The following is a 10,764-nucleotide window of genomic DNA, read 5'->3' on the forward strand; positions in this document are numbered from 1 at the left end:
CGAAATTAAACGATCAAAATGGATCTGTCCACAATCTTTTTGATCCTTGAAACATCCTTTCATCAAATTCCATCTTGTAAATATCGGGTTTTGAAGTTCCTAATAAAAATTCCAAGTTATATTGTGGATCAAAATACCCCATCATTAACGTCATGACCAACCCATGGGTTCCGATTACTACGTTGTGCCCCTTGTATCGGTTCAATATGTCTTTAAAAGTCGCAATTACCCGCCTTTGGCAATACTCAAGAGATTCTCCTCCCGGCAGCGAAAAATCCGGCTCAGAAAACATCCTCCTTACTGTTGGTATCAAATCCTGCTCAGGTACAATTTGATCTTCGTCTAAAAAGACCAGTTCTTTCAAGTCTTCATAAACGATGATCTCTTTGCCTTGAGCACGTGCTAAATTTTCAATCGTTAACATCGCCCTGCTATACGGGCTTGAAACAAACGTATCGATTCCCTCGTTCATCAATAACTCTGTAACCCTGATCGTATCCAACTTTCCCTTGTCCGTCAGCCCACGTGTTCTTTCGCTTCCTTCGAGCTTAGGTGATTCGCCATGCCTCACCATATAGATATAGGTTTTCATAAACACTCCCCTGGAACAGTTCCAAAATTGGTACTGCTCTTTACTCTAGCAATCCCATACGGCCCAGCCGATTGAATATGGTGTTATTTAATTCCTTCGCTTTTTCGAAATTCATTCTCTAAAATACTCATTGTAATGGAGTCATGGTACTCATGGTTATAAAAGAGAACCTCTCGCTGGATTCCCTCTTGTATAAATCCTAACTTTTCATATGCTTTTATGGCTCTTGCATTATACGAGTATACGTTCAGTTCAATCCTATGTAGATTCAGCACTCCGAAGCCATAATTCATTAATAATTTTAGAGCCTCCGTTCCAAATCCCTTGCTAAAATCCGCTTGATTAAATAAGGCTATCCGTATATTGGAATTGCGATTTACATAATCTATATCCTGTAGTGCAACTTCTCCAATAATACGATCTTCCTCTTTAAGAACGATCAATAAATGAATACGATCCGTTTCATTCTGTATTTCTTCAATATAATTGTCGATCATCTGTTTTGAAAATACTCTTTGGGTTCCCGTCAATCTCCTCACTTCTTCGTTCAACATGTTCGGGTAATACATATCGGAATCTTCACTTACAAGCGGCCGAAGGTAAAGCCTGTCACTTTCCAATGCTCTGTTTAATTGCTGCATAGTCATTTCCCTCCTGTTATTTATATAAAAAGAATGGCTCGTCCTCAAACGGATCCTGAGGCACAGTAACTTCCACTTTTAATTTTTATTGAGCTCTCTGTATCATAACCACCTGAATGAGAGGTGGTATGCCGAAATCCGTGTAATTTCCCAAATTGAATCATCATGTACTGGTTATTCTCACCGTATATTTGAAATTGGTTCATTGTCTTAAGCACCTCAACTCCTAATAAACAAGATCTTCACGCACTTCGATTCCATTCTCATCACAATAATCTCTATATTTTTTGAGTACTGTGAAAATATCATCTTGACCAATAACTACATTGTCTTGATCGAAATACTGCAAAGATCCGCCCAAAATGAATAAAGTAATGACCTCTTCATCTTCAGTAATAAGTGTATGAATATCCCCAGGCGGTTCAAAAATAAGGTTCCTGGTTTCGCCATCCAATGACGTCCTTCGTATCTCCATTGTCCCTGAATGTTGTATCCTATGACAGATCCTCCAGTATGCCGATGGCGTGTCAGCACTTGATTGCTCTTTATCTTAAAGAGGTATATCCAGGTGCCGGTGGCATTACTTGGGATTGCCCAAGATAATCCGGAATCTACACCTCCTGAGAACTGTCGTTATGATGCTTGTATTGTTATTCCAGACGATTATCGGCTAGAAGACACGGATAATAGCATTTTCGAAACCGAACTCGATGGTGGACATTATGTTACCTATAAGGTGAAGCATACAGCCGAGGATATTCAAAAAGCGTGGGCTGATATTTTTCCTGCGTTAAATAGTAGTGGATATCAAATAGACAACAAACCCATATTCGAAAGATACATTGGTGATATGTTGTATAACCATTATTGCGAGATATGTATACCTGTAAAAGGGTTATAGTGCAGCAAGAAAACAAGCTTCGCTGCCTTGATGGTTATGATTAACTTTCATAATTCTTACTTCGATATAGTTCCAAGCCCTGATCTCTAAAGTATTCTCTAAAAAAGTCCTTTGTTGTTTCAGGGAATTGATAAGTTTTTGATAATCGGTCTGACTCGGATATATCTTGTTTTATTTTTTCAATGGATATCCATTCCGTTCCGATTTGTCCAACATCAGCCTGTGAGCTGACAAAAGTATCAGTCGCTTTGATCCTGCATTCATAAATAAACTCTACTGCATGTACTTCCTTCATGATAAAAGAGTACTCATGATTTTTTGATATGTATTCTCTAATACAAATAAACTTGTGTTCTGCGACATCAATTCCTAGTACTTCTAAGCATTCACGTTGTAATGTCTGCTCTATCGTTTCGCCTATCTCCTGAGCCCCTCCTGGCAAAGTATAATACACTCCAATTTCAGGACGTTCTTTTTTTATCGCGAATAACAGTCCGTTTTGAACAATCAGTGCCCGTGCTGTATTTCTAATCATCTATGACACCTCAATAAGTTATTGGTGAATATTTGTTACTTTTACCTGAGGCTCTCGTATTCACGAAGTCGATCCTCCTTAGAATGTTCCTATCTTAGGGAGATCGATGTTTCCACCTGATTCAGCTCCCCTGCTCATCTCCCCGGGCGAAGCAAAGATCAGCGTATGCCGATCCGCAGCGTGAATAATATGTTATCTGTGTGCCAGTGCCGTCTTCGAGTTACTCACAAAAAGTTTATCATTTGTTCTTAAGCAGCTCTTCTATCAATATCCCGTTGATCTTTAGGCCGGTAATGTCACAGTTATTTATCTCCATATTGCTCAGATTACAATTATGAAACACTATAGGCTTATAATCTCCATTTGGATCATAATTTTTGTCACCTTCCTGAGGTAAAACAATATTTACAAACTCTGTCCCGAATAGGTGTACATGATCTACCTTCATATGACTCATATTCGCATGCTGAACTGAAGTCGCGGATAGGTTAGCATTTCTAATATCAACTTCACTAGCATTAACGTCATTTAAAGTCATTCCACTCATATTTGCATTATTAATCTTAGACTTTGATAAGTTAACATTATCAAAGTCTAAACCCTCCGCATTAACTTCTTTGAACTTAGATCCTGAAATGTCTTTCATCTCCAATTCCATCTTTGCAACTTCTAATCCCATGCTCATTCTCCTTTTCAATTTAGGTTTGTATGTGAATTTCAATGATGTTTAATAAAAGGTTCCTACTGGTTTCAAATAACATCTCCCGTATGAACGAAGCGACCCGGCCTTAGATAACTCCTATCTTAGGCCGGGTCGTGTGTTGTCTGAACCATCTTCCATGATTATACATCTGACAACCAAGGGGCGTCAGCCCCGAAGTGTGATGTAACGGGCCCGCTTCTTCGAATAAAGACAAGACGTCAGCCCGCTAAACGATCTTCTTACTAAAGACCTCCATATTTTTATTATTCATATATTAAAACCCAATACGTCTCTCCGGGTTTTCCTTCTTCAACAACCTTTTTCCATCCACTTTTTTCATAGAAAACCAATGCTTTATGATTTTCTGATACACACTTTAATCTTACGGGCTTGCCCATTTTTTCTATAGCATGGTTAACTAATTGAGTACCAACCCCTTTACCGCTAAAATCGGGGTGTACAAATAAATTATGAATAAAGTTCTCAGGTAAATATAAAGATGCGAAACCAAGGATTCGGGAATGTTCTTCAGCTAATAGTATATATTCCTCAGTTGTATCTCTATCAAAATCATCTAAATTCATTTCTTCTGCATTTGCCCAGTGAAAGCTCTTGCGGCGTGATTCAAGATATATTTGTCTTAACTGAGGGTAGTCTATTTTACTTGCTTCTCTGATAATTATAAGATCAATCTCCTATCTACAAAAATTTATGAGTTATATAAACATAATAAAGGATAGGGTGAAACCCCTTCAAGCAACAGAATCTCGCGAATGAAATACACATGGAAGATCTATGGGGTAAATAAGTGCGAGTTGGCCGGCAGCAGAGCGGGTAGTCGGTGCAGGGTTGTCTGTTGAGTTGCTTCCCTTGAAGTTGAACATCCTTAAAAATACGGATATATTTTTAAACAAAAGGCTCTTGTTGAAATATAATCATTTAAAAAAGCCACTAACTATGTGGCTTTCAGTCACCAAATAAATGGAATCAAATGATAACGGGTTTTCTGACAATAAACGTCATATCCTTGCAATTCTTTTAATAGAACTTTTTCTTCATCTAAAAGCCTGAATATTACAAAGATAGTAATAAATATTGCTGGAATCAACCCCCACCACGAACCTAACGCAAGAGGAGTAAATAGTATAACCAACACAGCTCCAGAGTACATAGGATGGCGGGCTAACTTATACGGACCAGTCGTTATTACTTTTTGATTCTCTGCTACTTCAATTATGGCAGACGTGTAGGTATTCTCTTTGAAAACAAAGAAAACAATGAGAAATCCTAATAACACTATAAAATTTGAAAGTAATACAATATAAGTTGGAACATTAGACCAATTAAAACGGTAATCTAAGCTCGGAATCATTAATAAACCGATAAAAAATAAAGAACCAGAAATTGTTTGAAATATTTTTTGATTTTTTTCTTTTTCCTCAGCCTTGCTTCTTCGTTCCATTAGCTCTGGGTCCCTTTTCATAAAATATGCGGTAATAATTAACGTTGGGGCAAAAAAAACAATAAAATAAATCCATGCTTCCCAAAAACCAAACCACGACCCAGATGGCAAAAATAGAAACAAAAATATTATGATGAAAAATACTATCAATTTAAGATAAATTGTTTTACTTATCAAAATACTCACCTCTTTAAGCTATTGTTTAAATAGGTCAAAACTATATTGGGAAATTAGATGTGCGAATAGTTTTAAAGATTTAGGTCATCTCGAAAATGAATGAAGTTAGAATCATATCTTTAATATTCGGTTTAGTGGATTCATGTCCTTGTTTATCTACAACAAGAACCAAGCTAAATAGTTGTCAAGGTATTTACTTGCTACACCTTTTTAACAGAGCCAAACAAAAAAGCCGCAGCTACGCGGTTATAATAAAATCTTTCTTCAGCATTGAGAATATCCATGTATCCGTAATGAACTCACCAAATATATATTCCCGAAGCAAACCCTCCTGTACAAAACCCACCTTTGATAAAAGTTTTACAGACGAATGGTTTTCCGGCATGACTTTAGCTTGTATTCGATTCATATCCAGCTCATTAAAGGCAAAAGGGATAATCGCTTTGAGCACTTCGGTCATAATTCCTTTCCCCCAATAATCTCTTGATAAGTTGTAGGATAAGTTAACCATGGATCCTCTCACAAAATCGTTCAATATGCATGTCCCAATAATTTGATCCTCTTCTTTCGTAGCTATTCCCCAAGTGATCATTTCTTTTCTAGTAAATGCATTTTGAAAACGCGTAAATGTCTTGGAGGCTGTCTCGATATTTTTGGGCCCTTGATATCCCCAGTATTTTGTTACTTCATGATCTGAGAAATAACTGTAGTATGCCTCGGCATCTTCCGAACGTAATTCTCTCAATATAAATCTTTCAGTTTCAAGCTTAGGGAAAGAAGTAAATGCATCTTTAAAAGACATATTGGATCCTCCGGTTTATGGGTTTTTATAGCCTCTTGTGTCATCTGGGACATCTTCCATGATTATACATTGGATAACAGAGGGGCGTCAGTCCCAAATATTAGGCACTGACGTGCCTATTTGCTTAGACCTACATGTCCTACCAAAATTCATCAGACACATCGTTATATTCAAAACACTCCCCAGAATTTGTTATTAGTGGTAATGTAATTTATAACCAATTAATATTAAGGAGATAGTTAAATTGCATAAAAAGAAATACTTTACCCTTTTACCACCGTTCCTCCTTCTCGCAATCATCCTGGCTTTCACTCTTCCAGACGATAAAAAGTCTTTTGCACTACTAGCCATGATTGCATTTTGGATTACATACTATGTTTGGATTTACATTGAGAAACTGATACAAAAGAAGAACGAATAGTATTTGTTCCGACTTCTGACTCTACTGCGTCATTACCTCTATCCTTATGGATGATTCATCGTTAGTGGTTATTGATGGATTAAATACCTTATTTTTTGCTAAGGTCTATAATGAGGTGCATCCATGAATGGTAAAAAACTTGTGATCTTGATCGTGCTTATCTGTGTATTTGGCGGCCCCGACGTCTTGGACAATCTAACTTCTGCCTCGGGAGGTAATAACATGAGTGGTAAAAAAATTTTTACTGCTGGTAGTGCTCATTTTTGTAATTATCGAAATCGGGTTAATTGGAGCCTACTTTTTGGCGACCGCGGAACCCCCAACTCAATAAACAGGTAGGGTTGCGTTCGCCCATCGTCCGTCAATTAGTCAGTATTTGTTAAGCGGACAAGTAACTCCTAAGCGTCTTATATATAAAGGAGCTGATTTACACATGGTTCAAGCAACCTTCATTGTTTTCGGTGCTATATTTATTGCACTCGGTATCCTTAGTCACATTAAACCCACGTTTGGTTGGAATATGAATGAAGCGTGGAAAGTAAAAGATGACTCCGAGCCAAGTGATGCCTACATTGAAGCCCGAAAATTCGGTGGGTTTATTGCGATCGTGATTGGTTCATTTTTCTTTGCACTTGGAATTCTACTAATATTCATATATTAAGCTCTCAGTAAGCCAAGTTATTTATACGAGCCGAGTCTAATCCCTTTGTCCCTCTTATTTATCCGTTCATATAAGTATAGTTTGCCAAAAGCGATCGTACAAAAGCCAAGGGTACCGATACGATAGGGTTGATCGTCTCTTATATACTCTGTAACCGGCATGACGAATGCCCCGCCGAGACATGAAATGATGTTCAGCCTGGAGGTGAAAAACAGCTATGAAAAATAGAAACGTAACAGGTATTGTGGTGGCCATTATTTACTGTATTGTCCTTTATGGGATTTTAATTGAAGCACCCCCTGGTGAAGTTCCAAATCATCCGCCATGGGCATACTTAATGATTCCGCTTGGAGCAATTGCAATTACGGCTCTCTTTGATTTTGTGATCAAGTATGATTTCTTCAAAAAAAAGAAGTAAAAAATGAAAAGAGTCAATGATATCCGATCAGAACAAGATCTCATTCGTCTCGCGCAACAAAAACTGGAATAAGACCTGGCCCAACCTCACGATTGTCCATATTCGGCAAGACTAATATATTGTAATGGCGAGAACCGCAGCCTCAAAGAGGCCGCCATGCCCCCTCTCTAACTTATTGGCTTGTGTTGCCGTAAAATTGAACCTCCGGGTACGCCTCATTTGGCCCTTTCAGCAGCGTTCCGGCATTTCCCTTCAAATGCTCGTCGAAAAATTCCAGCACGTACCGATTGACGATTTCCGCGCCTCGGCTTCCCTTAACTCCCCCCGTCATTCCCGTCCATATCGATTCCCGCCTTGACCCGGTCGTCCGTGTAGGACGCTTATACGATCCCCATCTGCCAGCGGTATCCCTCCACAAGCAGTTGAGCCGCCAAAAGGCCTAAACTGATCACGCCCAAAATGGCCGCCGCCAAATTTTTACGAACCGCTTTTTTCGCGAAAACCAGGGAACTCAGCATCATTAAGCAGGAAATGTACAAAAGCGCTTCAAATAGCCGCATACATTCCTCCTTTTGGAACCTTCAACATTCATGTTATCGGATATCAAGACTTTTTCGAAACATTCAGCAATGAGTTCATATTCATAGGATAGGGTTGTAAGTATCATTAAATTGATATTCATAGTTGTTATCTATCCGGATATACCCTAATATACAATGCCACCTATCTCTGTAAAAAACACTGGAGTAGTTCTGATTATCCCTGTTCCCTTCGGCGACTAAAATTTCATTATCATTGCAAGCCAGTACAATCCCCGTGTGGTCATGTGAATCATTAGATAGTAATTTTTCATAGATCACGATATCGCCACGTTGGGGAGTAAAGCCGTTATGCTTATCAATATGAAAAAAACCAGTTTCAGGTAACTGTGCCCATTCGAGTAACGCTCCTACACCGGCAAGTCGATATTTACCATTAGGGTATCGGATCGGCATTAAAAATCCAGCTTCAAAACAACAATGATACACAAAAGCAGCGCACCAACTACTCTGTAAAACTTGATAGATGGCTCGATCCGGCCAATATTTACAAATTTTCCGATATCGCTGATCTCCAGGCAATCCGATGATGTTTGCTCTCCCCAGGTCTTCAGCAATTTCAGCCATTCTCATTCGTTTATCTACGTTACTAAAAACAATTTCTTCTTGGTTGCTCTTCTCAACTATGCAATCTCCCGGGATTCCCAGTTCACGAAAAACCTTCTGCAGTCTGTCGGCATCTTGTTGCTGCACGATACAACCCGGATTTTGAAAATACAAATGCAGAACATATGCATCCTTAATGATTTCATCAAGAGGGCCATGGGTCCGATCTCTGTAATCTCTATAAAAGATTGCCCGTAAAATTGTGACCTGCTCTTCTGTAGTAAAGGCCTTCATCTCTCTTAAAATCGGTCTTACGGTTTCTGCACTATTGATGCCAGGGAATTCTATGATTCCAGTATTAAAGCGGTAATAATCATGAAGAAGGCCACTAATGGCTGCAATTTCTTGATTTTGATCCCTTCTCTTTGCAAGCAGCGAGGCAGTGCTGGACACTCCATATAACTGAACACAAGCTTCCTGTCGCTGTAATTCACTATCCAATGAACCGATCATCTCTTGAACAAGAATACGAATGCTATCCAGCCGTTTGTTATTCAAAGCATCGCCTCCATGTTTTAATGCGCCGTTAGGATGTACGCTGATTCTCTTTAACGTTCCGTTAATCTACGAACCCTAGAAGATCATCTGTTGTCATATATCCTCCTGTTATTCTAACTTTCTCGATATTCCCTACAAAGCCATTAATCTTTCCTATCCCATACCACGATGAATAGCGTTGCTAATGGTCCAATTAATAATGATATTAGAAACCAATGAAGTCCGCTTCTGTTCTTTCCTTGTGCTAATCCTGCATTAATTAATGCAAGTGTTCCCCAGCCAACAGTGAATTCACTATTATTCATAAATTAACTCCTTATTTTTGTTAAATCGACGCTGCAACACTTTGTTAAACGAAGAAACTTTGTAACACCTCAGATCATGTACTTCTTAATTTCACCTTTAAAATGCCTTTGAGATTACATATTTTTAAATTGGTTTAATAAATTCAACCCGATTGCCAAATGGATCCCTGAATTCAAATCTTTCATATCCTGGTATTGCTATAGATTCCAGTATCTCAATACCATTATTGTTAAGCAGCTTCTCCATTTCTTTTAAATTTTCCACTTCATACGCTAGATGGGCTTTCGTTTGTAAACGATCCACTCCATCTTCTGTTCCAATATGTAGTTGTTGATCTCCTACCTGAACCCAAAAGCCGCCTCGACCGACTAATGATTCCGGTTTTGAGATTTCTTCCAATTTGAGAATTCCACAATAGAAGTTCCTGGCCTCTTCTTCTTTTCCCTTCGGAATTGTGATTTGGGCATGATGAAATCGTTTTATCATATCAATGCTCCTTTTGAAATTTTTTTAATATATCGCTTCGTTCATACATGTAACGTTCTCATATTCACGAATTGTAAGTAGAGATTTCGATTAAATTTCCATCTGGATCTCTAAGATAAACCGACGTAATCGATCCTAATGCCCCTGTTCTCAATACAGGACCTTCCTCAATCATTACTTTGCAATATTCTAAATGGCGTATGACATCGGGTATAGGATCGTCTGTTATAAAACATAAATCAGCAGTGCCTGGCATAGGCATTTTCGCCTTTGGCTCAAACTCTTTGCCTGCTTCATGTAGGTTTATTTTCTGCTGCCCAAAATGCAACGCCTTTCGTCCTTCTCCAAATGTTACCGTTCGCATTCCTAAGACCCGAGAATAAAATTCACATGTTTGATCAATATTCGAAACAGTCAAAACTAAATGATCTAAACGATTGATGTTTATCTTAATCAGCCCCCATTTTTTAAAGTTTTCTTGCTTTGATCACGAAGGTTACCGGAAACATCTTCGCTCTTTTTACCAAATCATCATTTGCATCGTGCAATTGTATGATTTCTTTGTCAGTTTCTTCAATCATTTGTTCAATAACAAACCCTGCTTTCGCCAACGCATTGATATAGGTCGATAGTTTACGATCAGATAAGGTTAGTTCGCCTTGACAAAAATCTGGAGATACCGAATACCAGGATTCATCGAAATAAGGCTTGTTAATAGCAAATCTATTATTTTCTTGAACAACACATCGGTGTATAGGATGAGACCAGCTGAAAATAAATATGCCGTCTTTTTTTAAATAAGAAGCGACCCGGCAAAAAGTGCCTTCAAGGTCGGTTGTCCAGCCTATGGCGTAAATTGAATAAACAACGTTAAAATAATCTGCGGGTATGCCACACTCTTCTTCCATGGGAGAACAGATCAATTTTGCTGACAGGCCGCACGCCGTCAAATGCTG

General features: G+C 38.5%; 18 protein-coding genes and 1 pseudogene. 3 read left to right on the forward strand and 16 right to left on the reverse strand.

The genetic code is table 11. The features are described from left to right. Positions 1–13 precede the first annotated feature (13 nt). From CPT76_RS33500 to CPT76_RS33510, 3 genes are all read right to left on the reverse strand, one after another. Positions 14–592 carry a histidine phosphatase family protein gene (locus CPT76_RS33500; RefSeq protein ID WP_105445978.1) on the reverse strand — a complete coding sequence of 193 codons (579 nt, stop codon included), beginning with the start codon at positions 590–592 and terminating at the stop codon, positions 14–16. A gap of 83 nt (positions 593–675) precedes the next feature. Continuing rightward, complete coding sequence (locus CPT76_RS33505) at positions 676–1,233, reverse strand: GNAT family N-acetyltransferase (protein ID WP_105445979.1); 558 nt, start codon at positions 1,231–1,233, stop codon at positions 676–678. 226 nt (positions 1,234–1,459) lie between these two features. Then, positions 1,460–1,687, reverse strand: coding sequence for a cupin domain-containing protein (locus CPT76_RS33510; RefSeq protein WP_258169047.1), 228 nt, complete (start codon positions 1,685–1,687; stop codon positions 1,460–1,462). Between the two features lie 114 nt (positions 1,688–1,801). On the opposite strand from CPT76_RS33510, the gene CPT76_RS33515 reads away from it, so the two are divergent. Further along, positions 1,802–2,134, forward strand: a complete 333-nt coding sequence (locus tag CPT76_RS33515; protein WP_308737718.1) for an AraC family transcriptional regulator — start codon at positions 1,802–1,804, stop codon at positions 2,132–2,134. A 40-nt stretch (positions 2,135–2,174) separates the two neighbouring features. Here the strand turns inward: CPT76_RS33515 and CPT76_RS33520 are convergent, their stop codons facing one another. The 6 genes and pseudogenes from CPT76_RS33520 to CPT76_RS33540 all read right to left on the reverse strand — a co-directional run bounded on the left by CPT76_RS33520 (position 2,175) and on the right by CPT76_RS33540 (position 5,813). Continuing rightward, positions 2,175–2,669, reverse strand: coding sequence for an NUDIX domain-containing protein (locus tag CPT76_RS33520; protein WP_105445981.1), 495 nt, complete (start codon positions 2,667–2,669; stop codon positions 2,175–2,177). A gap of 238 nt (positions 2,670–2,907) precedes the next feature. After that, positions 2,908–3,348, reverse strand: coding sequence for a pentapeptide repeat-containing protein (locus CPT76_RS33525; RefSeq protein ID WP_105445982.1), 441 nt, complete (start codon positions 3,346–3,348; stop codon positions 2,908–2,910). 287 nt (positions 3,349–3,635) lie between these two features. Beyond that, on the reverse strand, positions 3,636–4,055 hold the full coding sequence (locus tag CPT76_RS33530) for a GNAT family N-acetyltransferase (protein ID WP_105445983.1): 420 nt from the start codon (positions 4,053–4,055) through the stop codon (positions 3,636–3,638). 287 nt (positions 4,056–4,342) lie between these two features. Further along, on the reverse strand, positions 4,343–5,011 hold the full coding sequence (locus CPT76_RS33535; RefSeq protein WP_219845491.1) for a methyltransferase family protein: 669 nt from the start codon (positions 5,009–5,011) through the stop codon (positions 4,343–4,345). Between the two features lie 79 nt (positions 5,012–5,090). After that, positions 5,091–5,221 (reverse strand): annotated as a pseudogene (locus CPT76_RS36875) (IS1595 family transposase); the annotation flags it as partial. A 28-nt stretch (positions 5,222–5,249) separates the two neighbouring features. Further along, positions 5,250–5,813 (reverse strand): GNAT family N-acetyltransferase, encoded by a 564-nt coding sequence (locus tag CPT76_RS33540; RefSeq protein WP_105445984.1) that lies wholly within the window; start codon positions 5,811–5,813, stop codon positions 5,250–5,252. Positions 5,814–6,667: 854 nt separating this feature from the next. Between CPT76_RS33540 and CPT76_RS33550 the strand changes: the two genes are divergently transcribed. Both CPT76_RS33550 and CPT76_RS33555 read left to right on the forward strand, forming a co-directional pair. Beyond that, complete coding sequence (locus CPT76_RS33550) at positions 6,668–6,895, forward strand: DUF6199 family natural product biosynthesis protein (RefSeq protein WP_105445986.1); 228 nt, start codon at positions 6,668–6,670, stop codon at positions 6,893–6,895. Positions 6,896–7,112: 217 nt separating this feature from the next. Next, positions 7,113–7,313 (forward strand): hypothetical protein, encoded by a 201-nt coding sequence (locus CPT76_RS33555; RefSeq protein WP_105445987.1) that lies wholly within the window; start codon positions 7,113–7,115, stop codon positions 7,311–7,313. Positions 7,314–7,485: 172 nt separating this feature from the next. Here CPT76_RS33555 and CPT76_RS38140 read toward each other — a convergent pair whose 3' ends face one another. The 7 genes from CPT76_RS38140 to CPT76_RS40975 all read right to left on the reverse strand — a co-directional run. Beyond that, the gene (locus tag CPT76_RS38140; protein WP_181153223.1) at positions 7,486–7,644 is read right to left on the reverse strand and encodes a hypothetical protein; all 159 of its coding nucleotides are present in this window, start codon (positions 7,642–7,644) and stop codon (positions 7,486–7,488) included. A 49-nt stretch (positions 7,645–7,693) separates the two neighbouring features. Next, positions 7,694–7,873 (reverse strand): hypothetical protein, encoded by a 180-nt coding sequence (locus tag CPT76_RS33560; protein ID WP_105445988.1) that lies wholly within the window; start codon positions 7,871–7,873, stop codon positions 7,694–7,696. 81 nt (positions 7,874–7,954) lie between these two features. Further along, complete coding sequence (locus CPT76_RS33565; RefSeq protein ID WP_105445989.1) at positions 7,955–9,016, reverse strand: CHAP domain-containing protein; 1,062 nt, start codon at positions 9,014–9,016, stop codon at positions 7,955–7,957. 143 nt (positions 9,017–9,159) lie between these two features. Beyond that, entirely contained in the window at positions 9,160–9,321 is a 162-nt protein-coding gene (locus CPT76_RS38145) for a hypothetical protein (RefSeq protein WP_163879033.1), read from the reverse strand. Between the two features lie 124 nt (positions 9,322–9,445). Then, positions 9,446–9,808, reverse strand: a complete 363-nt coding sequence (locus CPT76_RS33570; protein WP_105445990.1) for a VOC family protein — start codon at positions 9,806–9,808, stop codon at positions 9,446–9,448. A gap of 64 nt (positions 9,809–9,872) precedes the next feature. Next, positions 9,873–10,265: a VOC family protein gene (locus CPT76_RS33575; protein WP_308737724.1), complete on the reverse strand. Its 393-nt coding sequence runs from the start codon at positions 10,263–10,265 to the stop codon at positions 9,873–9,875. Positions 10,266–10,275: 10 nt separating this feature from the next. Then, positions 10,276–10,764, reverse strand: a 489-nt coding sequence (locus tag CPT76_RS40975; protein WP_258169048.1) for a class I SAM-dependent methyltransferase, incomplete at its 5' end; no start/stop codon positions are given.

Origin of the sequence: Paenibacillus sp. AR247 (assembly GCF_002968895.1) — a bacterium.
Taxonomy (GTDB): domain Bacteria; phylum Bacillota; class Bacilli; order Paenibacillales; family Paenibacillaceae; genus Paenibacillus_AQ; species Paenibacillus_AQ favisporus.